This window comes from Turicibacter sp. TJ11 (assembly GCF_021497505.1).
Classification (GTDB): Bacteria; Bacillota_I; Bacilli_A; order MOL361; family Turicibacteraceae; genus Turicibacter.
This window is the reverse complement of the sequence record NZ_CP069349.1, coordinates 515,435-540,307: the sequence shown is the minus strand read 5'-3', so window position 1 is coordinate 540,307 and position 24,873 is coordinate 515,435. Positions and strand designations below refer to the sequence as shown.

Sequence of the window (24,873 nt, the reverse complement as noted above, 5' to 3'; positions counted from 1 at the left end):
TTCTGATGACACAATCTCATCACTATGAAATGGAAAATGAAACAGTAAAATTAAAAGTTTATAATAAAAAAGGAAAAGAATTTACAGCTTTATTTGATTTAGAAGATCTTGATAAAGTGCAAGCCATCGACACATGGGTGGCACAATGGAGCAAAGAATTTAATACATACATTGTTCAAACAACGATTGAAGTGATTAAAAATGGGAAAAAACGTTATATTAGGCCAACCCTTCAATCTACTGTATTAGGGACAAGTCCAAATGCACCGATCCGCCATCTTAATGGTGATTTAATGGATAACCGTAAACAAAACTTAGAAATCTATAATCGTCGTCAAAAAAACGACTATGATATTTTAGAAAATGATGTCATTGCGATTCACTTAAAAGATCGTTACGGTAATTTAGTTAATAAAGCTTTAATTTCTGCTGAGGATCTTGATCGAGTAGTGACTGACGAATATACATGGGTTTGTCAGAAAAAAACAAATGGTCAACCTTATGCAATTGCTCATACAGAATCCGGACGTGTTTATTTAGATACCTATCTGACAAAGTGTGAACCAGGATTCCGTGTTCATCACATCAATAAAAATCCACTAGATAATCGTCGTCAAAATCTTGAAGTCAAAGCACTAGAAACGTCTGAAACAAATGAATAATTAAAAGAGGGGAATCTCAAAATGAGATTCCCCTCTTTTATCTGACAGCTACAAACAGTTGTAGCGGGACTTTTCTTATGAATGCAGATCAAATTCTACTTCAACTCCATAATGATCAGATACAATGTCTTTATTTTTGCCATTGAAAATAACATTTGATGATTTAACAGTCACAGGTTGATTCGTTAAAACAAGATCAATTCGTAAATCTCTTTTATTTTCAGACCATCCATCAATCTTTCCTACAACCGTTGACCCCTCATCTTTTGTTTTTGCTAATGTGTACGTATCAATTAAGCCTTTACTTAATATGTAGTCATACCCTTCTCCACGTACATTTGCATCATTATTAAAGTCTCCCATAATAATATTAAGCTGATCGGAATCTAAGTGAGCCACTAATTCATCGACTTGGCCTTTAAATGGTTCCTCTTCATCGTGATACCAGCCTAAGTGACAAGAATAAAACGTGATTGGCTGATTTTCATGCATAATTTCTAACCCAACAATACGACGAGTTCGGAAATGTTGAATATCTTGACTTTTTGTGACTAAAAAAGACTTCGCACTTTTAATCTCACCTTTTGTTAAAATAGCTAATCCTTCTTCATAAACATCGAATCCAATATGAGCAAGATCCCAAATAAATTGATAGTCATAAACACCCAACTTCATTAATTCACTCAATAAAACAACCGCGTAATTATCTTGTTTCACTTTCTCTTCTGTCGTTTCGTCGATTAATTGCATTACTTCTTGTAAAGCAATCACATCGTATTGTTTTTCTTTAATGACTTGTGCTAAATGTTTTATCTTTTCCATCTGATTTTCTTCTTGCCACGCATGACAGTTTAAAGTTAATACTTTCATTCTAATCTCCTATAGGCCTAAAATATCTTGAATTTCTGATTTTAACACGTCTGCTTTCGGTCCATAAATCGCTTGAATTCCGTTATCTTTAATAATTAATCCTAAAGCTCCTGTTGCTTTCCAATTTGGTTGATCAGATACACTTTCTGGATCCTTAACTGTAACACGTAAACGAGTCATACATGCATCTACATCTACAATATTTTCTGCCCCACCTAATAAGAAAATAATATCATTCGCTTGTTGAGTTCCAGCTCCAACTTTTACCGAAGCTCTCTCTTCTGTTGCTTCATCTTCCTCATTGTAATTTCCTAAACGCCCTGGTGTCGCAATTTTGAATTTTTTAATGGCAAAATTAAATAATCCAAAGTTTACAGCAAAGAATCCTAAGCAAGCTAAGACAAAGTTAATCATATCCCCTGTTAATCCGGCATTTGCCATTAATGGAATACGTGTCATAAACTCAATCATCCCAAAGCAGTGAATACGTAAATTAATTAGATCAGCTAACGCAAAAGCACATCCTGCTAAAATCGCATAAATTAAGTATAACACAGGTGAGATAAACATGAACATAAATTCTAATGGCTCAGATACCCCTGTTAAGAAAGTGGCTAAAGCTGCTGAAACAAACATTGATTTATAAGCTGATTTTTTCTCTTCATCAACGTTTTTAAACATAGCACACGCCGCTCCCATTAATGAAGCTGCTGATAAAATAACTTGACCGGCTTTAAAACGTGCTGGTGTGACTGAATTTAATAATGTATTGTACGCATCCATATCACCCGCAGCTTTTAAGTTATTTAAATCTGTTACCCAAGCTAACCATAATGATTCTTGTCCAGCTACAATTTGACCAGCATTTGATCCCGTTAAAATTTCATACGTTCCACCCAATTCGGTGTAGTTCATTGGGATGGTTAACATATGGTGAAGACCAAATGGTAATAATAAACGCTCTCCTGCTCCGAAAACAAACGGTGCTAAAATAGGTGCCGTATCTTGTGAAGTTGCAATCCATTGTCCAAAGCCATTTAATACTCCTTGTGCAAATGGCCAAATAATCGATAAGATTAAAGCTGTAACAACTGAACCTCCAATAACAACAAACGGGACGAAACGTTTTCCATTAAAGAACGCTAAAGCTTGTGGTAACTTATTGAAATTATAATATTTGTTGAATAATGAAGCTCCTAAAAATCCTGAAATAATCCCAACAAACACCCCCATGTTTAAAGCTGATGCCCCTAATACTTCTGTAAAGTAATCAGAAACGATCATGTCAGATCCAAACAATGACTGAACGGTTGCCGTTGAATCGGCTAACATCTCTGTTGAAACGCCAAAGATTGCTCCCGTAATACGGTTAATTAATAAAAATGCAATTAAGGCCGAGAATGCTCCACCTGCACGTTCTTTTGCCCATGACCCCCCGATTGCTACGGCAAATAGAACATGTAAGTTTCCAATAATAGCCCAACCGATGTCTTCCATAATGCGGGCGATTGTTGCGATAAGCGCCGCATCTCCAGACATTCCAACTAATTTTCCTAAAGAAATCATAATTCCCGCTGCTGGCATAACGGCAATAACGACCATTAACGCCTTCCCAAATTTTTGCCAGAAATCAAACGACATAAATCCTGGTTTTTTCATAACTATTTCCCTCCTATTGTTTTTATCTCATCATCACTTATCCTAAGCGATAAATGCGTGATTCAAATGGTTTTAATGTCAATTCACGAATGGATTCATGTTCATCCACTGAAATATTTGATAATAATAACTGATGACTAGATACAGATAAGTCATCTAACTCAATCCCCGTTTCTTTGTTCGTTAAGTTACATAAGATTAATACACGCTTGTGATCAAGTGTTCGTGTATAAGCATAAATATCCGTATGCTCCTCAAAGACTAAATCATAACTTCCATAAATAAAGACATCTTCTGATTTTCTTAAAGCAATCATCTCTTTATAGAAGTTTAAAATAGAATGAGGATCTTTTTCTTGAGCCTCAACATTAATGATTTCATAATTTGGATTCACAGCTAACCATGGGGTCCCCGTTGTAAATCCACCATTCGCTTCCTGACTCCATTGCATTGGCGTTCGACTATTCCCACGTGCTGTTGCCCAAATAATTTCCATAATATCGTCGTGCGCCATTCCTTGTTCAAGTTTAGAGTAATAAAGACCTGTACTTTGAACATCTTGATAATCTTCTACTTGATTGAATTTAACGTTTGTCATTCCGATTTCTTGTCCTTGATAAATGAATGGCGTTCCTTGCATCATGAAATACATCATTCCAAGGGCAGTTGCACTTTCTTTCCAGTAGTTTTGATCATCTCCAAGGGTTGAAACAATACGTGCTAAATCATGGTTTTCAATATATAAGGCATTCCATCCAACACCTTCTAAACCTTTTTGCCATTTAGTTAAGATTTTTTTTAATTCACTTAAATTAAGTCCTTGATTCCCTTGATCTTTCCACAAACCTAAATGTTCGAACTGAAAAACCATGTTAAACTTTCCTTCTTGTTCCCCTACCCATAAATGAGCATCCTCAACTTTTACGCCATTCGCTTCACCAACCGTCATAATGTCGTACTGATCAAAGGTATTTTTTTTCAAGTCATCTAATAACGTATGAATCCCTTCCACATTCATGTGTTTATCAAATGATGAAACATATTTTAATTCTTGTGGATTTGGCATATCTTTAAGTCCAGGTTCTTTTTTTATGTGGCTAATGGCATCGACGCGAAATCCATCAATCCCTTTATCTAACCACCAGTTGACCATATCATATAATGCTTGACGGACCTCTTCATTTTCCCAGTTTAAATCAGGTTGTTTTTTTGAGAAAAGATGCATGTAATATTGGTCTGTCGCTTCATCATATTCCCATGCTGAACCACTAAAAATACTTTCCCAGTTATTAGGTTCTTCTCCGTTTTTTCCATCACGCCAAATATACCAATCACGTTTTGGATTATCAAGTGACGATCGCGATTCAATGAACCATGGATGTTCATCACTTGTATGATTAATCACTAAGTCTGCAATTAACTTCATTCCACGTTTATGAACCTCAGCTAATAAGCGATCAAAGTCTTCCATCGTTCCAAACTCTTTCATAATATCTTGATAATCACTAATATCATAACCGCAGTCATCATTAGGTGATTTATAAAATGGACTCACCCAAATAACATCAATGCCTAATGATTTTAAGTAATCTAGTTTTAATATAATTCCGTTTAAATCCCCAATCCCATCTCCATTTGAATCCATAAAACTTCTTGGATAGATTTGATAAGCAACGGCCTCTTTCCACCAAACATGATTCATCTTTTCCGTCTCCTTTTTTTCTCATCCCGTTGTCTATAGTGATGAAATATCTTTTTAAAAGCGATTTCCATTACGTTTTTAAAAAAGTAATGCGTTTACTTTTTAATAAGTTGATTATATCGTTTTCATAATCTAAAAACAATGTGTAAACGATATGTAACCGGTATCTCATTATTCGACATTATATGTTTTTATGTATGATTTAACGCATCAATTAGTTGAAATTTTAACCCTTAACGCTTGTTTTCTTTTGATTCAGAGTTTTCAACTAATGAATAAATGATTCACTTTTCTTCTAAATCATGAAAACATTCTATCTTTAAATTATAGAAGAATGTTAGAGAACTAATTATACCCTCCATTAATATCCAAAAAAATGCAAAAAAAGATGTGATTAAAAGTTAATCACATCTTTTTAGAAATTATTCATATTTAAATAAAAATTCAATCGACAATCATCACGATCCACTATTATTTATCATTAACAAAATAATAACAGGGCGTTCCCTAGGCTAATTCACTTAGCTCTTAGCTTGAATGAAACAAACGATTTGTTACGTGATATCAATTAATTTGAGTTCATCTATTTAAAAGGTTGTTACCGTCCAGTCAATGGTATTGACTTTTTTCATCACATAATCAACAGCCATTTCAGGGTGAATCGTCTCTTCATGAGAAATTGTAATAATTGACATTGTTTGTGCTAATTTAACCGTTTCCAAAGTTGATAAGTCATTTAAATACGCATATCCAACACCTGCAATAAATGAATCACCTGCTCCAGTTACATTGACAACTTCTACACGATTTGGTTTCACGATTCCTTCTTCTTCACCTGTGCAGTAGTAAACGCCATCAGCGTCTAAGCTAATAAATACATGTTTAACTCCTAATGAAAGAAAATAGTGACCTGCTTTGCGAACATCATCAACCGATTTAATTTCAAATCCACATAATACCTCTGCTTCATGACGATTTGGTTTAACCGTATGAAAATATGGCATTAAGTGTTTAACATGTGCTGCTTTTGCAGCAGAAACAGGATCTAAAACAAATTTTGTTTTACCTTGATATTTTTTTACAATGTATTCAATAATATTTGGGTTATCTGCTCCAAAGAACATATATTCTGCCCCTTCAATAATTGAAGCTTTAGAATCAATAAACTCCTCAGTTAAATGATGATCCACATTAATATCTACAATGGCAGAAACCATTTCACCATTCTCATCTAAGATTGCAACATAGGTTGGGGTTGAAGCTCCTTCAACAACTAATGAATCTGACATATCAAAATTCATTGTTTTTGAATGTTCTAGAATACTTTTTCCTTTTTCGTCATTTCCTAACACTGAAATAAACTTTGTATTTGCACCGACACGTGCCATGTTTTCCGCAATGTTGCGACAAACTCCACCAAAAGATACTTTGACACGCCCTGGATTTGAGTCATGTGAGCGATAATTTGAAGCGGTAAATCCAAAAATATCGTAAATTGATATACCAAAGACTAAATTATATGCTTCTAGATTGTTTTTCATGCTTGTTAGCCTCTCCCTTTAGTTATAATGGTAGATCAAATGATCCGTACTTTATTCAGTCATTATATTACATTTTTCTACACCTGACAAGTCTTCTCATCTTGCTCCACTAAAAAACAAGCAACAACTATAGTTTGTCATTGCTTGGGGTTATTACATTTCGTAATCAACGACAATACGAGACGTTGCGGCAGGTTTTACAATTTCTGTCGCTGCTTTAACGTGTAGTGGATGATTTTGATAAAAATCTAACGCTTCTTTATCTGTCAACTCTGAGTATAAAACAACATCATAAGATGAGTCCGTTTGTAAAAAGTCAATTCCTACTTCTAGCTTAATTAAACCTTCAATTTGACCGTTTAAATCTTCTAATCCACGTTTAATCTGTTGCGCTGTTTCTTCTTTTGTTTGACCATTGATACCTTGAATTTTCCACATAACGATATGCTTAACCATCACGTACCTCCATTTTACTTTTCCTTTATTTTTATTTTACTGAAAATTTTCATATTATTCAATAGTTCGACAAATTTTGTAACGTTTTTTTAAATTTATTTTAAATAAATTGGATTTGAAATCGCATACTCAAATGATTCACTCGTCACTTCAAACACAACCCAGTGATACGCTGATAAATTTAATGTGACCGTCCCTATCGTTGGAACATTAGCAGCAAGCGGAATTTCTTCAATCACTTTACCATCAGCAATAATATTTAACTGTTGTAAATTTCCATGATTTGAAGCGATGAGATAAGAGATTTCGGCATCAACTACATTTTCTAATGTATCGCCAAAAGAAACATTATTCATCGTAATGTCCATGAGTGGACCATTTGTAATAAACACATGCCCTTGCTTAATTCCGTCTAAAATTCCTGTGATACTTTGCTCTTCGACTTTAATATAGTTTCTTGGATTTCCATTATACCATCCATCAGCCATCCACTCATTAAAGGTTTTGTTTTCACTGATTGAAGCCCCCATGCTACCTCCACTAATATCGTGATTATCAGAATTACCAAGTGCTGTGATTTTTACTCCTGATGATAATAAGTCAAACCATTTCTTTTTACTGATTTCATTATAACTAAATGAGGTCTCAACTCCGCTTTGATCAGACAAAGGCGGCATTGCACGTCCATTCCAAATTTCAATCGCATCAAATAAAGCCGCTTGTTCCCAATTTAAAAATTGACGTCCTGGATGATTAATTTGAACTAATCCCCCTTGCTCATGAATCATTGAAATCATTTTTTCTACATCATTTTTTGTTTCTAACTCTGTTATATCCAGTAACTCCGTTGTATTTAAAGCAACGTAATGACCTTGTTTAGTTGTAATTTCTTGTGAAGGAATGGCTATAAAATTAGAATCTTTAGCTAACGTCACCCATTCATCATTCCCACTTACCGTATTATGATCAGTTAATGCGCCACTATTTAAACCATTCGCCCGATTTGCATCAAACACTTCACTAATGGTGTTTCTTCCATCTGGACTAAATTGAGAATGTTGATGAAAATCGCCACTAATATATTGCTTGGCTCCCCAATCCATGATTCTTGCTAATGAAATAGATGTTAACGTTAACGGATTTTCATTTTGTACTTCAATGGGTAACTGTTTAATTTCATATTCATATCCTTTTGAAATCTCTAATGTATATCGTCCTTCATCTAATACAGCTTCAAAACTTCCTTCTTCATTACTTTGAATTCGTTTCACAATAGCTCCATCGGGATCAAAAAAACGTAACTGGGCGATCATCGGTTTTCCATGTTCATCCTCAATAACCCCCATCACCTCACCTTGTTTAAATTCAACCCACTGATTAACTAATTGATCACGCTCATTTAAAAACGGTTGAAGTTGGCATAAGGTCATTAATGAATAAAAAATTAAAAATGTATGTATCCAATACTTCATTCATATCACCTTTTAAGTTTAACATTCCACCCTAATTTACCCAGTTACTACTTCATTTATTCATTTATCCTCAAAAAAGCCATCTATTCTAATTAATAACACTTACTTAAAAATCATCATTTTAGAGAATAAACTCTATAACTAAAAAAACTTAGATCCATCGAAATCTAGGTTCTAAGTTTTTTATATTTTAACAACTAATCTAAAGACAGTTTTAAATCACCTAGCTTAATGAATCCTTTTTTATGTAGGATACGAACGCTTATCAAACTTATCAAAGCGGGAAGTATAAAATGTAAAATGATAACAGAGGGGATGGCTTGTGTTCCCATCACTGAAATCGTTTGAATCTGTCCAACTAGACCGCTTGTTCCCATGCCTGCGCCTAAACGATTACACTCCATCTTAAAAAAAGTAGTAGAAAGCATTCCGCATATGAAACTAGCAACTAGTGTAGGAATGATGATATACGGATTTTTTACCGCATTTCCAAACTGAATTTTTGACGTTCCGATGCCTTGTGAGAGCAGTCCATCTATCCCATTTTCATGATAGGAAATAACCGCAAATCCAACCATTGAACAAGCACATCCAACAACGGCTGATCCTCCTGCTAATCCTTCAAGACCTAACGCAACTGCTAAGGCTGCTGATGATATAGGTGACAAAATAACGAGACACATCACCATTGAGATGATAGCGCCCATATATAACGGTTGAAGTTGTGTGGCTTCATTAATAAACATCCCAATCATTTTTGTCACTTGGGTTATTACAGGTGAAAAAAAGATGCCAATCAGCCCACCAACGATTAAACAGCTCATTGGAACTAAGATGATATCGACCTTTGTTTTTCCAATCAATCGTTGCCCAATATATGCAGTGAATAAGGATGTTAAATAGGCACCGACTGGTTCACCAATACTTAAAACCATTTGCCCTTCTATTGATTGGATGGCTCCCGCTCCAATGACCGCTGTGACTAAACATGAAAAAAGAATCAGTGGTTTGACCTGAAGAGCCACCCCAACTCCTACGCCAATAGCGGGTGCCATTAAAACCTTTGCAAATTCACCTAACTGCTTTAAAAATGAAACATTGAATAACGTTCCCATTTGAATCAAAATGGTTCCGACTACTAACGTTGCTAATAATCCAGTTCCCATTCCATTTAATGTTTTAATCAACTGATTTCTCATATAATCCTCCTATTGTCAATACCTCTGTCTTGTCACGTAATCCTAAAAAAATTTCATGACTATGTCATGAAATTGATATTGATAAATTTACCATATTTTTTCTAATTATTCAATCACTCATAAATAAAATGCTGTTTCTTTAATGCAGTGACAATTTCCTCATACATCTTTTCGTCCTCAACTTCTAACGTATGATAATGAACCCCTTCGGTTAATAAAGATAACGGCTTGATTTCAGCTTGGCTCACTCGTTCAATAAATGATCGAACATCTTTTAAATAATTTAAGTTTAAAACTACTCGGATTTCTCCATAGATTGGATGTTCAACGATAACATCAAAAATCTTTCCACCGTACGATATAATTAACTCTAACTCGTTCTTTAGTTCATCGATTGACGATCCATGATGACAACAAATCGTTTTCAAAAGACCGGATGCGACTAGTTCTTGGATAAGATAACCAGTAGGAGTGGCTACAACTTGAATGCCTTTAGCACGTAATAATGCAATATCTTGTACGATGACTTGACGACTGACGCCATATTGTTTCGCAAGTTCACTTCCTTTAATCGGGTTTGATGTAGCCTTTAACGTTTCATAGATGGCTAGACGTCGTGCTTCTGAGTCCATCCTATCCTCTCCTCTCTTAAAATCTTTTCTTTATTTTAATCAAAACTAGCAAAGATGTCTACTCATGAATAAAAACTCAAGGATAACCTTGAGTTTTTTAATTAATTTAATTCATCTAAATAACTTGTTCCAATAGCAGGAATTTCTACACCAAAGTTTTGTGCTACGGTTGCTCCGATATTAGCAAATGATTTTCCAATCGCTAACTCGCCACCGTTTTGCATAGAAGGTGAGTACATGATAAGTGGAATGTATTCTCTCGTATGATCACTTCCTGCAGCCGTTGGATCATTTCCATGATCTGCTGAAATAATTAATAAATCATCAGCGTTCATTTGAGCTAATACCTCTCCTAATTGAACATCAAATTCCTCTAAACACTTGGCATAACCTAATGCATCACGTCTATGTCCATACATCGCATCAAAATCAACTAAGTTTAAAAAGGCTAATCCACTAAACTTACGTTTCATCACGTTTAATAGCTGATTCATTCCATCTTCGTTTGATTTAGTTAAGATTGAATCAGTGATTCCTTCACCTACATAAATATCATTAATTTTACCGATGGCAATGACTTCTTGATTAGCGTCCTTTAGTTCATTTAAAACGGTACGTCCAAATGGTTTTAACGCATAATCATGACGATTAGGTGTACGCTTAAACGCTCCTTGTTTTTCACCGATGAACGGACGTGCAATGATACGTCCTACTTTCCACTCATCTTTCATCGTGATTTCACGAGCGATTTTACAAATGTTCCATAACTCCTCTACTGGAATCACTTCCTCATGAGCCGCAATCTGTAACACAGAATCTGCTGACGTATATACAATCAGATCACCTGTTGCTAAGTGATGCTCTCCTAATTCATCTAAGATTTCTGTTCCAGAAGCGGATTTATTTCCAACGACTTTGCGTCCTGTGCGAGCTTCTAATTCATCAATTAATTCTTTAGGAAACCCAGTTTCTGTAAATGTTTGAAAAGGTTCTGTAATTTTTAGCCCCATGATCTCCCAGTGACCCGTCATGGTATCTTTTCCTGTCGATAATTCTTCACACTTTGTATAATATCCTTTTTCAGGCTTTATTGGCGCAACGCCTTCAATATCGGTTAAGTTTCCTAATCCAAGCTTTTGCATATTTGGCATGTTTAATCCGTTTGCCGCCTTTGCAATATGTTTTAATGTATTTGCCCCTAAATCATTATAGTCTTTCGCATCTGGTAATTCACCAGCACCAACAGAGTCCATAATGACTAAAAATATACGTTTATACTTCATATGCAACTTCCTTTCTAACGTACAAACTAATCCTTCATTAGTATTAATCATTAACGCTTACTTATTTATTATATTTCATTTTGTAAAACTTTGCGAGAAAAACCTTATTTTTCATTCCCCACTTGACCACTTCTTGGATGTGACAATTCAAACACACTGCGAAGATGTTCTTTACTAATGTGAGTATAAATTTGAGTGGTTGCAATATCTGAATGGCCTAGCATTTCTTGCACTAAACGTAAATCAACTCCATTTTCAATTAAGTGGGTGGCGAATGAGTGGCGAAGTTTATGAGGAGATAATTCCTTTTTAATGCCCGCTACTTGTGCTTGTTTTTTTAAAATTTTCCAAAATCCTTGTCGGGTCATCACGTCACCAAATCGATTTAAAAATAACGCATCATTTGCTTTTTTTAATAACTTCGGTCGCGCCACCGTTAAGTATAAGTCTAAAACATCAGCAGCTACCTCACCAATCGGAACCAGTCGCTCTTTATTTCCTTTTCCCTGACATTTAATAAATTGTCTAGATAAATGTAGATCCTCCATTTTGAGCGCTAGTAATTCGGAAACACGTAACCCTGAAGCATATAAAAGCTCAACCATCGCGTGATTCCTAATATCTCCCGGTGTCTCATGAGTAAAGCTTTCTAATAACGCATCGACCTCTTCTACACTTAAGATTTCCGGTAACTTACGTACCAACTTTGGACTTTCAATTAAGTCACAAGGATTTTTAAAACTCATTTTTTCAATCATTAAATATTCATGAAACGTTCGAATGGCAGATAAATGACGCGCCACAGATTTAGTATTTAATCCTTGTTCGTACAATTGAATAAGATATAACTGAATGTCTTCTCGCTCAATACCATCAACACGTTGGATACAATGTTTTTCCATAAATGATAAATAGCCTTTTAAATCGCGTTCATAATTTTCTTTCGTATTTAAACTCAATCCTCGATCGACCGTCAAATAGGTTAAAAAATAATCTAATTCGATTTGAAACTTCATGTTCTTCCTCCCTAAAAAAAGAGCTTCTACTTGAGTAGAAGCTCCTAAGCATTTTCTGATGATTGACACGATTGACACGTTCCATAAAAAGTGAGTTCATGATCCGTAACATCAAATCCATATTTTTGTTTGATAAAGACTTCGTAACTTTCTAACTCATCAGCAATTTCAATAATGCGATTACAGTTTGTACAAATTAAATGGTGATGAAAGTGATTTTGTTCATCTAAATCAATGACATCATAATAATTAATACCATCATTTTTAATTTTAACGGTACGAACAATTTTTAATTTCTCAAATAATTCAAGTGTTCGATAAATGGTTGCAATCCCAATGGAACTATCAATATGTCGAACTAAGTCATATAACGTTTCGGCAGAAAAGTGTTCATCTGAATGTTCGACGATAATGTTTAAAATTTGTTTGCGTTGCTTCGTTAATTTCGAGCCTGATTTAACAATCATAGCTTCATACTTTGAAAGTTGTGTCATGTTTTCACCATCTTGTTTATTGAATCTAAATTTAATTATATGTTTATTATAGCATTTCTGTTTCGAAATTAACATTGATTTGCAACGTGACCTTTGAGGTCGCATCAGACGATGTTGAAATGAAATCATCTGATGACTGTTCGACAGACTCCGATTGGCCTGCTTTTTCAAATTGATGATAGACCATCGGTTGGATGACATAAGTGATTCCTGAAGTAATTAATGTTAACATCATAATGATCACTAATTGATAAAAGTAGTATAGTAAATGTTTTTGTAAAATAGCCGTATTTTTTTTAAAGAAAATAATTTTAACAGCCATAATGACAAAACGTATCGTAAAATAGCCGCTTAAAATAGTCACCGCTAAAATAAGCAAGTATTGAAGTAACCATAAAAAACTAGTGAAAATAGCCTGCATCGGTGCTAATGTTTGAAAAATAAAAAACACATTAAATCCCGCTACCACACCTTTTAAGAAAACAAGAAATAAATTAACCACAACCCCAATAACAGTTAATCCTAATACCCACATGCTACCTTGATACATAAATTGCTTATAAAACAATTGATTAAATGACCACTGCGACTGATCAAAGGCATTAATATTTTCATTCACATAGTTTAACATAACACTTTGTGATGATTGCTCTAGTTTCATATAAAGTGAAGCCCCAATAATATCACCAATAATAACGAGTAATAGTAAGACATACATGACATATAAGACATAAGAGAACGATTTTTTGCGACGTTTTTGTGCGACCATGAGCACTCCCCCCTTCTTTTCAACCGTATGAAAAGAAAATGAGAATTATGCTAATCATGAATTAAATGATTTTAATTCATGCTCAATCACTCATCCACATCAACAACTTCTTTCAATCATAGTGCTTAATCCACAATTATTTTTTTAATTCTCGATTCTGTTGATGTCTTTTGTCAAGTTTAGTTTTTACCATTGATGATGAATAATTAAGTATTGAATGGCATAAATCGTTTTAAAGTCACAAATGCGACCTTCTTCGATTAACGTTAACGCTTCTTCTTTCGTGACATGATATAAGTTAATAAACTCATCTTCGTCTCCTGCAACTTCATAGTCTAATTTTTTTAAATTCGTCGCTAAGAAGTTTTCAATGTACTCATCACAAAAACCAGGAGAAGTTGCAAATCGACCAATCATCGTTAGTGTTTCACACGTATATCCCGTCTCTTCTTCTAACTCACGCTTTGCCGTCACAATCGTCGCTTCTCCCGGTTCAATTTTTCCAGCAGGGGTTTCAAGCGTGGCCTTTTTTACAGGATATCGATATTGCTCGACTAAAATTAATCGTTGATGTTCATCTAATGCGATTAAATTAACGCCACCTGGATGATGTACCACGACACGCTTCGCCTGTTTGTCATTTGGTAATTGAATGTCATCTTCAGTGACTTTTAAAAATGAATTTTTATAATATTCCTTCGTTGTTAATTGTTTTTCCTCTAACTGTTTCATCATTTTTTCTTTCCTTTCTGAATCCCTTTTTGAATGAGATGATTCCCGTGTTTTGTTTTAATTTTCTGAAGTGTTTGATTTAACTTCTCTTCCACAGCAAACGACTGATAGTTAAATAAATTCAGTTGCTGCGTGACTTTGTTAGTACTGACTAAGTTCGTCGTATTCACTCCAACTAAACGTAACGGTTGTCCCTCCCAATGTTCTTCAAACAACTCCTCAATAATGGAATAGAGTTCATCAACACGTTGAATTGGAATTTCAACGGTTTTACTTCGGGTGATTTGTTTGAATGTGTGATCTTTTAATTGAATACTAATCGTTTTAGCATATAATTGATATCTTTTTAAACGATTAGATGTTTTGATACACATTCGTTTAGCCTCTTTTTTAATTTCTTCATCAAAGCAATAGTCTTTCGTAAACGTCGTTGAATGACCAATACTTGATGGCACTTCGTACTTATTCGGATTAATAGGCGTTTGATCATTTCCTTTGCCATTTTCAATCCATTTTAAGCCATGTCGTCCGAAGAGCTGTTCAATTTTTTCTACTTCCTTATAATGTACTAAGTCTTCAATTGTATTTATGCCTAATTGCTTTAATTTCAGTGAAGAGGCTTTTCCAACACCAAACATCTCTTCAATCGGTAGGGGCCAAAGCACCGAAGGTAAATCTCGTTTTCGTAAAACGGTTATTCCATTTGGTTTTTTCATATCTGAAGCCATTTTTGCCAAAAATTTATTAGGTGCAATTCCAATACTACAACCGATTTTCAACTCATTTTGGATACGCATTTGAATTTGTTGCGCTAGTTTTACAGGATGAATTTGATGATAAAGATGTGTCACATCGACATATGCTTCATCAATAGAAGCCTTCTCGACTTGATCACTATACGTTTGCAACAACTCGATAAACTGTTGTGAAATTTTTCGATACAAATCAAAATTAGCGGGTACAACCACAAGTGATGGGCACTTTTTCTTCGCTTGCATGAGTGGCATGGCACTATGTACTCCAAATTGGCGAGCCACATAATTTGCTGTCGTCACAATTCCTCGTTTTGATGATTTTTCACCACTAATAGCTAACGGTAAGTTTTCTAATTCAGGGCGCAACGTGGTCTCACATGAGGCAAAAAAAGCGTTTAAATCAATATGGAATATAATTCTAAATATTGGCATTCCCAACGTTAAATCCTCTTCCTTTTTCAAAATATTTATATTATAATAGACTAAGTTACGGTATACATTATAGCAAACTTTGTCTATGAGGTGAATTTAATATGGCTAAAAAAGCACAACATAATTTAAATAAAATGAAAGGAACAAAGATCTTATTATTAATCTTAGCATTATCATTTGTACTCGTTCCATTAATTTCATTAATTATTAGTATCTTAAACTTAAAAAATATGCCTTTCTTTTAATATAAAAAAGATCATTTACTCGCGAGTAAATGATCTTTTTTTTATTTATGGTACAAAAACAAATGAAACTGGCGAAGACTCTACTTGTGCCTGCGACAGCGCCGTTACAGCATACGTATAAACCGTGTTTGGCTCTGCTTGTTCATCAGTGTACGTCTGAACGATCTCACCTGGCACACGTCCCATAACAGCTAAAATATAATCCGCATTTGAAAAGTCAATGCCTTCTGTATAACTTGCCTGTGGGATTCGGTAAATCACATAATATTGACTATTGTTGTCAGGTGCATCCTGAAACTGGACGAGACGACAATTGTCATCACAACGCGTCACGATTAAATTTTTAACGGGATAGGTTGGTCTCATTTGTAACCATGGACGAGGTGGAACTAGACTATAAGACGTAAAGACTTCCGTGTCTAATCGACGATTTGCCTCATTTAACGTTTGTTGTCCAGGTAAACTTTCTTCTTGAGGCAATAAGTTATGGTAAGTAAAGAATACAAAACCATCGTTATTTGAAAGTGTTCGAAGATAGCGAATTTCATCAATGATCTCATCAGGATTTTGCCAAGCTACATTCTGATAATCTTCATTGTATAAATAGATCCCAAGTCCCATGTACAGTTGAGTTCGTGAATTGGCCATGACTTGATTCCACCACGCCGCTACTTCTGCAAAAGAAGAAAGACGATCGGATAAAGACCAATAATTTTGAGGAACAATATAATCAATCCATTCCTCATCAACCCATAATTTTGAATTGACGTACTCACTTAGTGATGAAAGCTGAGCGGATGAAGTATTTGAACCAACACCACCTGTTTCCTCAGCAGATGCCCAAACACCAAATGGACTGATTCCAAATGCAATACTCTTTCCATTTTCCACATTATATTGACGAATGGTTTGAGATAATTGATAAATGAGTTGATTAATATTTTGTTCTCGCCAAGCATCAATATCTTGATTAGATTGACGATTCGCTTCATACGTTTGATAATCTGGACTTTCATCGGCAAAGCTAATCACCATTGGTTCACCATTCACTTCTGTTTCATACGAATACGGATAGAAATAGTCATCAAAATGAACTGCATCAATCGGATACTTTTTAACGACTTCTGTAACCGTTTGAATAATAAATTCTCGAACCTCAGGAACGCCTGGATCTAAATAAAGTTGGCGATTAAAATAATAAACCCAATCTGGATGTCGCCTTGCATAATGGGTATCTGTCAATGTATTTAATAGGCTTTCTTTTGTTGAGTTAGTACTCCCAGATGGCGTTAAGCGGAAAGGATTAAACCACGCATGAAACTCAATTCCCGCTAAGTGCGTTACATTAATCATCCAAGCTAACGGATCAAAGTCGCCCCAATTTGGTTTAACACCTTGTTGACCGGTTAAATAAACGCTCCAAGGATTGACACCTGATTCATAGAATGCATCGCCTTCAGGTCGAACTTGAAAAAAGATAGCATTTAAGGTCATCGCTTTACAGCTTCTAATAATTGCTAAAAATTCAGATTTAAATAACTCTACATTAAATCCATTTTCATAAACGGCAGTACTCGGAAAGTCATTGTTACGAACGGTGGTAATCCAAGTTCCTCGAAGTTCTTCCTTTTTAGGACTCAATGTTTTAGAAACCTCAACATTTTCTCCACCGACTGTTACGGGTTCATTTGTAAACGCATTAATCAATGTCTTTGAATCACCTGGCGAAACTCGTTGTCTTAAAGCAACTGTTTGAGGCACTGACTCTTTCGTCCTCAAATCTTCTGTTTCGTCTGTTTTCATCTGCCCACGCATCTGTTGGCAATATGGGCAGTTGCACGTCAGGGTATAGGTATGAATTTTATAATTTCCCATTTTTTATTAGATATCGACTATTGAAATTAACAGTCAATATCTCACCCTCCTCTCATCAACTCTTCAGTTTTTAACTTCGTGTTGTCGTCTTCTTTATACTGAATTAGTATATGAAAAAAGAATAAAGAGAGTGCCTATCAATCATCACCCAATGGATCAGTCGTTAAAAAAATATAAAAAGAGCATTGATAATCAATGCTCTAAAAATAGATTTATTTAAGATGCGACTTTATTTTTATGTTCTAAACGTAGTTTATCAGCAATCATAGCGATGAATTCAGAGTTTGTTGGTTTTGATTTTGACACACTTACTGTGTATCCGAAGATATTAGAAATAGCTTCAATATTTCCACGATTCCATGCTACTTCAATGGCATGACGAATGGCACGTTCTACACGTGATGCAGTTGTTTTATATTTTTTTGCAACATCTGGATATAACACTTTTGTAATTGAACCTAATAATTCAATATCGTTGTAAACCATATCGATTGATTCTCTTAAGTATAAATATCCTTTAATATGTGCAGGAACTCCCATTTCATGTAAGATATTTGTAATTTCTGATTCTAAATCAAATTCTTTGACCGCTGGACGACTTCCATATAAGTTATTCATTGGTCTTGATATTTCAGTTGCATCATAGCGCACGTTAATGTCGCGAATAATTTTTACAATTTTATTAATTTCAAAAGGTTTCATGATAAAATATGACGCTCCAAGCTCAGCAGCACGCATCATAATTTTTTCTTGATTAAACGCAGTAAACATAATAATATGTCGCGGACGTTTGTAAAGTGTTGGATTCTCTTTTAACTCCTCTAATACGCTTACCCCATCAAGATCTGGCATGACAACATCTAATAATAAAATATCAATTTCGCGTTGTCGTAATACCGATAAAACCTCATTACCATTTCCCGCCACTTCTACAACTTCCATGTCTTCTTGTAAGGAAATATACTCAGATAATACCGTTATTAATTCTTTATTGTCGTCAGCTAATAGAACTTTTAATTTATTCATTTTATGGCCCCCTAATTTTTCCGGTTATATATCTATTAAATTACACTTCCTTACATTTTTCAATAATTACTTCACAGTTTTTATGAGTTTATAATTTTTCATAAATTTATTCGACAAATATTTTTTATCGTGTTTTGTCTTTTATTTCAATCTATCTAAGAATACCTTCTACTTGTCTGATTATGTCGAAAAAACACAGATGCTATTTTAGGCTGCATCAGACTTGATTTTTGCTTGATGATAATCAATTCCTAACTCTTGTAACATCCACTCAATAAAGATTCCATATCCTGTTGTTGAATCATGAACAAGAACATGTGTAACCGCTCCAATAATTTTACCATCTTGAATAATTGGGCTTCCACTCATACCTTGAACGATTCCACCCGTTTCTTTTAATAAACGAGGATCGGTCACTTCATATTTAATTCCTTTAATGGATTTTTGAGTTTGAGGGCTAACTTCTGTAATGTTAATTTCAAAAGCTTCTACTTTATTTCCATTTAAAACAGTTAAAATTTGAGCAGGTCCTGTTTTAACTTCATTTGTATAAGCGATCGGTAATAATTGTTTATTGCTAAAAATATTTGAAGACATCACACCGTAAATTCCAAAGTTATTATTTTTTTCTAATGTTCCTAGATGTTCATCAAACATAATATCGGCTACTTTTTCACCTGGTTTTCCACTTGTTGCTTTACGAACGGAAATGACATTAGAATTAATAATTTCTCCATTTTTAACAGTTACTAATTCTTTAGTATCTTGATCAATAATTTCATGTCCTAAAGCACCATATTTATTTGAATTAGGGTCGATAAACGTTAACGTTCCAATTCCCGCTAATTTATCTCGTAAATATAGTCCTGTTGTCATCACACCATCTGTCGTTGTTACTGCGCGAACCGTAATGTGTGACGTTTTCCCTTGGCGACTAATCGTTAATATCACTTGTTTACTTTCTTGAGCTAATACCAATTGCTGTTTATACTCCTCTATCGTTGTTACTTTTTGATTATTGACAGCTAAAATTAAATCTCCTTTTAATACACCTGCTTCTTTGGCTGGGTTAATTGCACCTTCTGTTGTATTCACAAGGTAAGTATCTACGACAACTAATCCATCTGTTTGAATTTTAATTCCAATAGCATCACCACCAGGGATAAGCATATAACGATCAACATTTTGGCTTACTGGTGTCGACTCTTTATCTGAAAAATACGAAACTTCGTAAATTTTTCGTTTTTCATCAATCTGTAAAAGTTGTTCATTATTAGATTGTGCCCACGCATACTCTTGCGCAGGAGCGCCAATACTTAATAACGAGAAGACAAATATTAATATATTATGAACCAAAAAGCTTTTTTTATTAAATTTTTTATTCATATTGCGCCTCCTTTCAACTTTATTCGACACGAACTACAACATTATTATGGCTTTTTCGCTATCAAATATAGAAAAAAAAGAATTCCAATTTTTCTGTTTTACCAAACAAAAACTTGGAATTCTTCTTTTTATAGTTGTTGCAGGAGTTGTTTAGCATTTAATAACGCGGATTCAGTGATATTATCACTACTTAACATACGTGCTACTTCACAAACACGCTCATCCATCGTTAATTTTTTAACAGCTGTTACCGTTCGATTATTTTTTTCATATTTACTAACATGAATGTGATGATCAGCAAGTGATGCCACTTGTGGCAAATGAGTAATACAAAGAACTTGCTTTTGTTTAGCAATTTCTTTCATTTTTGACCCAATACTTGAAGCAATTTGACCACTCACACCTGTATCAATCTCATCGAAAATAATCGTTGAGACGTACTGTCCACGATTTAAAAGTGTTTTTAATGCGAGCATAATACGTGACAGCTCTCCACCTGATGCCACTTTGTTTAGTGGTTTCATTGGTTCACCTTTATTTGTACTTAATAAAAATTGAATGTCATAAATACCGTGAGTAGAAAAAATGGTGCTTAAAAGATCATCGGTTTTTAAACGATTAAACTCAATATCAAACTGTGCATTATACAGTTGTAAATCATGCAGTTCGGATACTAATTGTGTTTTAATTCGATTTGAAATCTCTACTCGTTTTTCATTTAAGCTTTCTCCAGCTTTAATTAGTTCACCGTGTGCTTTTTCTACCGCCTCATATAGCGACTGTTCATAGTGATCAGAATCTTCGATTTGATCCAGCTCAGTGACAATCTGTTCGTAATAATCAATAATTTCATTAATTTCTAAACGATATTTGCGTTTTAGCTGTTGTAATTCATTTAAGCGAGATTCAATCTCTTCAAGTTCATCTGGATAATAATTCAATTGATCCAGTTTAGAAGAGATAAAATCAATAAACTCCTCTAATCCGTAATAAATATCGCCCATCTGCGTGACAGCAGGTGTAATGCTTTCATCGATATTAGCTAGCGATTGCGTGGCATTATATGCTTGGTACAATCGTTCAACGGCTCCACCTTCGCAATTTAAATCATGTAAGATTTGTCCATATGTTTTATGCAGCTTATCTGAATTCACAATTAAGTGACGACGTTCTTCTAGTTCTTCAAGCTCGCCTTTTTTTAAATTAGCTTTTTCAATTTCATTTTTTTGAAATAAAATCAAATCTAGTCGTTTTTGTATTTCCTCAGCATTTTTCTTGAAGTTTAAATAAGACTGCTTGGCTTGATTAAAATTTTTCAACGCCTTTTGATAAGTGTCGTTCATTTGATGAACGGCTTCTGTTAAATCAAAATTATCAATTAACTGATAGTTATATTCATGATGAAATAAACGATGCGTATCATGTTGGACATGTATATCCACTAGATATTGTCCAATTTCTTTTAATTGATTAGCTGTAAGTAACTCACCATTTACGCGAATTTGTCCACTTCCAACACGCTTTATTGTTCGTTTAATTAATAACTGATTGTCAACAGGAATATTTTGTTCGAAAAGATAGGCTTTTAAAGGTTCATTGTGTTCAATCTCGAAAACACCTTCAATAACTGCCATCTCTTCATGGTGACGGATAAAGTCTGTAGATGCACGATCACCAATTAATAATGAAATCGCATCAATAATAATAGATTTTCCCGCTCCTGTTTCTCCTGTTAAAACTGTCATATTCTTATTTAAGTCTAATTCTAAAGATTCAATAATCGCCATGTTCTGAATTGACAAATGCGATAACATATTCATCACCTACTACAATTGATTATGTGCATCGCTTACGACTTGAATAATATCTTTTTCGTAAACGTTTGTTCGCATATTTTCATTATAGCCTATATGAACTAAAAATTCAATATTTCCTTCTCCACCTTTGATGGGTGAATAAGTTAATCCTAGCACACTTAATTCAAGCGCAGTAATAAAGTCAATAATGTCTTGAATAACTTTAGTATGAACTTTAGAGTCACGAACAATTCCTTTTTTACCAACTTGTTCTTTGCCCGCTTCAAATTGTGGTTTAATTAAAGCAACGATCTCTCCCTCTTTTTTCAATAATTGTTTTAAAACAGGGAAAATAATTTTTAAAGAGATGAATGAGACATCGATACATGCAAAATCAGGTGCTCCAAATTTTAGATCGTCTGGCGTCATGTAACGGAAATTTGTTCGTTCCATACAAACCACACGTTCATCTTGTCGCATTTTCCAATCTAATTGATTGTACCCAACATCGACAGCATACGATAATTTAGCACCATTTTGTAACGCACAATCCGTAAATCCACCGGTTGATGCCCCAATATCAATGATCGTTTTTTCTTTTAAATCAATATTAAACGTTTGAATGGCCTTTTCTAATTTAAATCCACCACGACTAACGTAAGGGCAAACATTTCCCTTTACCGTAATCGTTGATTCAACCGGAACTTTTTCTCCGGGTTTATCAATACGTTCTTGGTCTACTAACACTAGACCCGCCATAATCGCACGCTTTGCATTTTCACGCGAATTAAAATATCCTAACTGTGTTAATAACACATCTATACGTTCTTTTTTCATTTTACACCGACCTATTTTTTAATCACTTCTTTAATTTCTGCTTTGATGTCTTGAAGCGAAAGATGAAGTTCCTCAAGTACTTCTGGCACACTTCCGTGTTGGACGTAAAGATCAGGAATTCCCATTCGCTTCACCTCAACGACTTGATTCGTCTCGTTATAGTACTCTAAAATAGCTGTCCCTAATCCGCCAATAACGGCCGATTCTTCATAAACAATAAGCGGGACATTATAAGTTGCTAACTCATCTAAAAGCTTGTCATCTAGCGGTTTAATAAAACGAGCATTAATGACACCGACATCTAAACGTTCATCTTGACTTAATTGTTGTGCTAAGTTGACTAAGTCCTCTAAAATTGGCCCCATTGAAATAATATAGGCCATTGTTCCTGTTTTTAACGTTTGCCATGACCCGACTGGAATTAACTCAAATGAATCATAAGAAGCAACCATATCCGTGACCTCACCGCGAGGATATCGAATAGCGACCGGCCCATCGATTTGATAAGCTGTATACAGCAAATCATACGCTTCTTTTGCGTCTTTTGGCATCATGAGTGTCATATTAGGAATCGGACGTAACATAGGAATGTCATAAATTCCTTGATGGGTTTCTCCATCTGCTCCAACCACACCTGCACGATCGACTCCAAACACCACATTTAACTCTTGTCTGGCAACGTCATGATGAACTTGATCAAAGGCACGTTTAAAAAACGTCGAATAAATGGACACAAATGGTTTCATTCCTTGTGTTGCCATACCACCTGCCATCGTGACTGCATGCTCCTCAGCAATTCCAACATCGATTAAACGATTTGGATAAAGTCGTTGATATTCGTTTAAAGCTGAACCATTAATCATTGCTGGCGTAATGACTGCCACTTTTGAATCATGTTTCGTCAGTTCAATTAATCCGTTACAAATTAAATTACTCCAAGACACTTTATTTTCCTTTTGTGACGTGAAAACTTCTCCCGTTTCTTTATTAAACTTGCCAACACCATGCCACGTTCCAAGTTTATCTTGTTCAGCGTATGAGAACCCTTTTCCTTTAGTTGTTTTAACATGCACAATAACTGGCTTATCTGCTTTTTTAGCAAAATTTAAATTTTTAATCAGATCATCTAAGTTATGACCATCAACCGGTCCAAAGTATTTAAATCCCATGGCATCAAAAGGAATGTCTCCAATGACAAAGCGTTTTAAGCTTCCTTTCGCACGATACATCATGCGATTTAAAAAACTTTTATTTTTTAATATTTTTTTTAAGCAACGTTTCGTCGTTAAATAAGACTCATTGGTGCGAATACTTCCTAAGATGTTATGCATCGCACCGACATTTGGCGAAATAGCCATCTCATTGTCATTAATAATGACAATTAAACGTTTATTTGTATGACCGATATGATTTAATGCTTCATAAGCCATTCCACCTGTAAGGGACCCATCACCAATGACCGCCACCACATGATAATCTTCCTGACTTAAATCTCTGGCATATGCCATTCCAACGGCTGCAGAAATTGAAGTTGAGGCATGACCTGTTTCCCAACAATCATGCGCAGATTCCTTACGCTTAGGAAATCCAGATAGTCCTTTAAATTGTCTTAACGTTGAGAATTGATCTGCTCTTCCCGTTAATATTTTGTGAATATACACTTGATGTCCAACATCCCAAATAAACTTATCTTTTGGCGAATCAAATACTTTATGCATCGCCACTGTCAACTCTACTACCCCAAGATTTGATGAGACATGGCCTCCTGTTTTTGATAATGAATTAATCAAAAATGTTCTGATATCCTGACATAATACTTGCATTTCTGGAGTTGACAATTTTTTGATGAATGAAGGATCTTTAATTTTTTCGATGTCAAACATCTTTAATCACTCCAACCTTATGTTAAACATTTAACCTTTTTCATTGATAATAACAACTTTATCATATCATATTTCGACGTATTTTCCTATTAATTCCCTTTGCATCCATTTTCAAAAAAATAACAAAAGGCGATTATCTAACAATCGCCCC

At 34.6% G+C, this 24,873-nt stretch carries 22 protein-coding genes; 2 read left to right on the top strand and 20 right to left on the bottom strand.

Going from position 1 to position 24,873, the window contains the following annotated elements:
- The first annotated feature begins 5 nt into the window (after nucleotides 1–5).
- Nucleotides 6–662: a hypothetical protein gene (locus tag JRC48_RS02585; RefSeq protein WP_235070314.1), complete on the top strand. Its 657-nt coding sequence runs from the start codon at nucleotides 6–8 to the stop codon at nucleotides 660–662.
- A 75-nt stretch (nucleotides 663–737) separates the two neighbouring features.
- Here JRC48_RS02585 and JRC48_RS02580 read toward each other — a convergent pair whose 3' ends face one another.
- The 14 genes from JRC48_RS02580 to JRC48_RS02515 all read right to left on the bottom strand — a co-directional run bounded on the left by JRC48_RS02580 (nucleotide 738) and on the right by JRC48_RS02515 (nucleotide 15,674).
- Complete coding sequence (locus tag JRC48_RS02580) at nucleotides 738–1,532, bottom strand: endonuclease/exonuclease/phosphatase family protein (RefSeq protein ID WP_235070313.1); 795 nt, start codon at nucleotides 1,530–1,532, stop codon at nucleotides 738–740.
- Nucleotides 1,533–1,541: 9 nt separating this feature from the next.
- Nucleotides 1,542–3,191 carry a PTS transporter subunit IIBC gene (locus tag JRC48_RS02575; protein WP_235070312.1) on the bottom strand — a complete coding sequence of 550 codons (1,650 nt, stop codon included), beginning with the start codon at nucleotides 3,189–3,191 and terminating at the stop codon, nucleotides 1,542–1,544.
- Between the two features lie 37 nt (nucleotides 3,192–3,228).
- Complete coding sequence (locus tag JRC48_RS02570) at nucleotides 3,229–4,893, bottom strand: alpha-glucosidase (protein ID WP_235070311.1); 1,665 nt, start codon at nucleotides 4,891–4,893, stop codon at nucleotides 3,229–3,231.
- A 587-nt stretch (nucleotides 4,894–5,480) separates the two neighbouring features.
- Nucleotides 5,481–6,434 carry a carbohydrate kinase family protein gene (locus JRC48_RS02565; RefSeq protein ID WP_235070310.1) on the bottom strand — a complete coding sequence of 318 codons (954 nt, stop codon included), beginning with the start codon at nucleotides 6,432–6,434 and terminating at the stop codon, nucleotides 5,481–5,483.
- Nucleotides 6,435–6,587: 153 nt separating this feature from the next.
- Nucleotides 6,588–6,890: a Dabb family protein gene (locus tag JRC48_RS02560; protein WP_235070309.1), complete on the bottom strand. Its 303-nt coding sequence runs from the start codon at nucleotides 6,888–6,890 to the stop codon at nucleotides 6,588–6,590.
- 95 nt (nucleotides 6,891–6,985) lie between these two features.
- Nucleotides 6,986–8,362: a CehA/McbA family metallohydrolase gene (locus tag JRC48_RS02555; RefSeq protein WP_235070308.1), complete on the bottom strand. Its 1,377-nt coding sequence runs from the start codon at nucleotides 8,360–8,362 to the stop codon at nucleotides 6,986–6,988.
- A 197-nt stretch (nucleotides 8,363–8,559) separates the two neighbouring features.
- On the bottom strand, nucleotides 8,560–9,561 hold the full coding sequence (locus JRC48_RS02550) for a PTS transporter subunit IIC (protein ID WP_235070307.1): 1,002 nt from the start codon (nucleotides 9,559–9,561) through the stop codon (nucleotides 8,560–8,562).
- Nucleotides 9,562–9,674: 113 nt separating this feature from the next.
- Nucleotides 9,675–10,193 (bottom strand): transcription repressor NadR, encoded by a 519-nt coding sequence (locus tag JRC48_RS02545; protein ID WP_235070306.1) that lies wholly within the window; start codon nucleotides 10,191–10,193, stop codon nucleotides 9,675–9,677.
- Between the two features lie 101 nt (nucleotides 10,194–10,294).
- Entirely contained in the window at nucleotides 10,295–11,476 is a 1,182-nt protein-coding gene (gene deoB, locus JRC48_RS02540; protein WP_255703623.1) for a phosphopentomutase, read from the bottom strand.
- A gap of 104 nt (nucleotides 11,477–11,580) precedes the next feature.
- Entirely contained in the window at nucleotides 11,581–12,492 is a 912-nt protein-coding gene (xerD, locus tag JRC48_RS02535; protein ID WP_235070305.1) for a site-specific tyrosine recombinase XerD, read from the bottom strand.
- A gap of 44 nt (nucleotides 12,493–12,536) precedes the next feature.
- The gene (locus tag JRC48_RS02530) at nucleotides 12,537–12,986 is read right to left on the bottom strand and encodes a Fur family transcriptional regulator (protein ID WP_235070304.1); all 450 of its coding nucleotides are present in this window, start codon (nucleotides 12,984–12,986) and stop codon (nucleotides 12,537–12,539) included.
- Nucleotides 12,987–13,032: 46 nt separating this feature from the next.
- On the bottom strand, nucleotides 13,033–13,755 hold the full coding sequence (locus JRC48_RS02525; RefSeq protein ID WP_235070303.1) for a stage II sporulation protein M: 723 nt from the start codon (nucleotides 13,753–13,755) through the stop codon (nucleotides 13,033–13,035).
- A 186-nt stretch (nucleotides 13,756–13,941) separates the two neighbouring features.
- A complete protein-coding gene (locus JRC48_RS02520; protein ID WP_235070302.1) occupies nucleotides 13,942–14,487 on the bottom strand; it encodes an NUDIX hydrolase in 546 nt (181 codons plus the stop codon).
- Nucleotides 14,487–15,674, bottom strand: a complete 1,188-nt coding sequence (locus JRC48_RS02515) for a DNA polymerase IV (RefSeq protein WP_235070979.1) — start codon at nucleotides 15,672–15,674, stop codon at nucleotides 14,487–14,489. The genes JRC48_RS02520 and JRC48_RS02515 overlap by 1 nt, the downstream gene beginning before the upstream one ends.
- A gap of 101 nt (nucleotides 15,675–15,775) precedes the next feature.
- On the opposite strand from JRC48_RS02515, the gene JRC48_RS02510 reads away from it, so the two are divergent.
- On the top strand, nucleotides 15,776–15,919 hold the full coding sequence (locus tag JRC48_RS02510; protein ID WP_235070301.1) for a hypothetical protein: 144 nt from the start codon (nucleotides 15,776–15,778) through the stop codon (nucleotides 15,917–15,919).
- A 45-nt stretch (nucleotides 15,920–15,964) separates the two neighbouring features.
- Here JRC48_RS02510 and JRC48_RS02505 read toward each other — a convergent pair whose 3' ends face one another.
- From JRC48_RS02505 to dxs, 6 genes are all read right to left on the bottom strand, one after another.
- Nucleotides 15,965–17,722 (bottom strand): glycoside hydrolase family 10 protein, encoded by a 1,758-nt coding sequence (locus JRC48_RS02505; RefSeq protein ID WP_235070300.1) that lies wholly within the window; start codon nucleotides 17,720–17,722, stop codon nucleotides 15,965–15,967.
- A gap of 288 nt (nucleotides 17,723–18,010) precedes the next feature.
- Complete coding sequence (gene spo0A, locus JRC48_RS02500) at nucleotides 18,011–18,820, bottom strand: sporulation transcription factor Spo0A (RefSeq protein ID WP_235070299.1); 810 nt, start codon at nucleotides 18,818–18,820, stop codon at nucleotides 18,011–18,013.
- Between the two features lie 207 nt (nucleotides 18,821–19,027).
- Nucleotides 19,028–20,206, bottom strand: a complete 1,179-nt coding sequence (gene spoIVB / locus JRC48_RS02495) for a SpoIVB peptidase (protein ID WP_235070298.1) — start codon at nucleotides 20,204–20,206, stop codon at nucleotides 19,028–19,030.
- A gap of 128 nt (nucleotides 20,207–20,334) precedes the next feature.
- Nucleotides 20,335–22,020 carry a DNA repair protein RecN gene (gene recN / locus JRC48_RS02490; protein ID WP_235070297.1) on the bottom strand — a complete coding sequence of 562 codons (1,686 nt, stop codon included), beginning with the start codon at nucleotides 22,018–22,020 and terminating at the stop codon, nucleotides 20,335–20,337.
- Nucleotides 22,021–22,032: 12 nt separating this feature from the next.
- Entirely contained in the window at nucleotides 22,033–22,839 is an 807-nt protein-coding gene (locus JRC48_RS02485) for a TlyA family RNA methyltransferase (protein WP_235070296.1), read from the bottom strand.
- Nucleotides 22,840–22,850: 11 nt separating this feature from the next.
- A complete protein-coding gene (gene dxs, locus JRC48_RS02480) occupies nucleotides 22,851–24,722 on the bottom strand; it encodes a 1-deoxy-D-xylulose-5-phosphate synthase (protein WP_235070295.1) in 1,872 nt (623 codons plus the stop codon).
- Nucleotides 24,723–24,873: the final 151 nt, after the last annotated feature.

Coding starts and splice junctions, on each gene's coding strand:
- JRC48_RS02585 (WP_235070314.1), top strand. CDS start 6: ATGACACAATCTCATCACTATGAAATGGAAAATGAAACAGTAAAATTA.
- JRC48_RS02580 (WP_235070313.1), bottom strand. CDS start 1,532: ATGAAAGTATTAACTTTAAACTGTCATGCGTGGCAAGAAGAAAATCAG.
- JRC48_RS02575 (WP_235070312.1), bottom strand. CDS start 3,191: ATGAAAAAACCAGGATTTATGTCGTTTGATTTCTGGCAAAAATTTGGG.
- JRC48_RS02570 (WP_235070311.1), bottom strand. CDS start 4,893: ATGAATCATGTTTGGTGGAAAGAGGCCGTTGCTTATCAAATCTATCCA.
- JRC48_RS02565 (WP_235070310.1), bottom strand. CDS start 6,434: ATGAAAAACAATCTAGAAGCATATAATTTAGTCTTTGGTATATCAATT.
- JRC48_RS02560 (WP_235070309.1), bottom strand. CDS start 6,890: ATGGTTAAGCATATCGTTATGTGGAAAATTCAAGGTATCAATGGTCAA.
- JRC48_RS02555 (WP_235070308.1), bottom strand. CDS start 8,362: ATGAAGTATTGGATACATACATTTTTAATTTTTTATTCATTAATGACC.
- JRC48_RS02550 (WP_235070307.1), bottom strand. CDS start 9,561: ATGAGAAATCAGTTGATTAAAACATTAAATGGAATGGGAACTGGATTA.
- JRC48_RS02545 (WP_235070306.1), bottom strand. CDS start 10,193: ATGGACTCAGAAGCACGACGTCTAGCCATCTATGAAACGTTAAAGGCT.
- deoB (WP_255703623.1), bottom strand. CDS start 11,476: ATGAAGTATAAACGTATATTTTTAGTCATTATGGACTCTGTTGGTGCT.
- xerD (WP_235070305.1), bottom strand. CDS start 12,492: ATGAAGTTTCAAATCGAATTAGATTATTTTTTAACCTATTTGACGGTC.
- JRC48_RS02530 (WP_235070304.1), bottom strand. CDS start 12,986: ATGACACAACTTTCAAAGTATGAAGCTATGATTGTTAAATCAGGCTCG.
- JRC48_RS02525 (WP_235070303.1), bottom strand. CDS start 13,755: ATGGTCGCACAAAAACGTCGCAAAAAATCGTTCTCTTATGTCTTATAT.
- JRC48_RS02520 (WP_235070302.1), bottom strand. CDS start 14,487: ATGAAACAGTTAGAGGAAAAACAATTAACAACGAAGGAATATTATAAA.
- JRC48_RS02515 (WP_235070979.1), bottom strand. CDS start 15,674: ATGCCAATATTTAGAATTATATTCCATATTGATTTAAACGCTTTTTTT.
- JRC48_RS02510 (WP_235070301.1), top strand. CDS start 15,776: ATGGCTAAAAAAGCACAACATAATTTAAATAAAATGAAAGGAACAAAG.
- JRC48_RS02505 (WP_235070300.1), bottom strand. CDS start 17,722: ATGAAAACAGACGAAACAGAAGATTTGAGGACGAAAGAGTCAGTGCCT.
- spo0A (WP_235070299.1), bottom strand. CDS start 18,820: ATGAATAAATTAAAAGTTCTATTAGCTGACGACAATAAAGAATTAATA.
- spoIVB (WP_235070298.1), bottom strand. CDS start 20,206: ATGAATAAAAAATTTAATAAAAAAAGCTTTTTGGTTCATAATATATTA.
- recN (WP_235070297.1), bottom strand. CDS start 22,020: ATGTTATCGCATTTGTCAATTCAGAACATGGCGATTATTGAATCTTTA.
- JRC48_RS02485 (WP_235070296.1), bottom strand. CDS start 22,839: ATGAAAAAAGAACGTATAGATGTGTTATTAACACAGTTAGGATATTTT.
- dxs (WP_235070295.1), bottom strand. CDS start 24,722: ATGTTTGACATCGAAAAAATTAAAGATCCTTCATTCATCAAAAAATTG.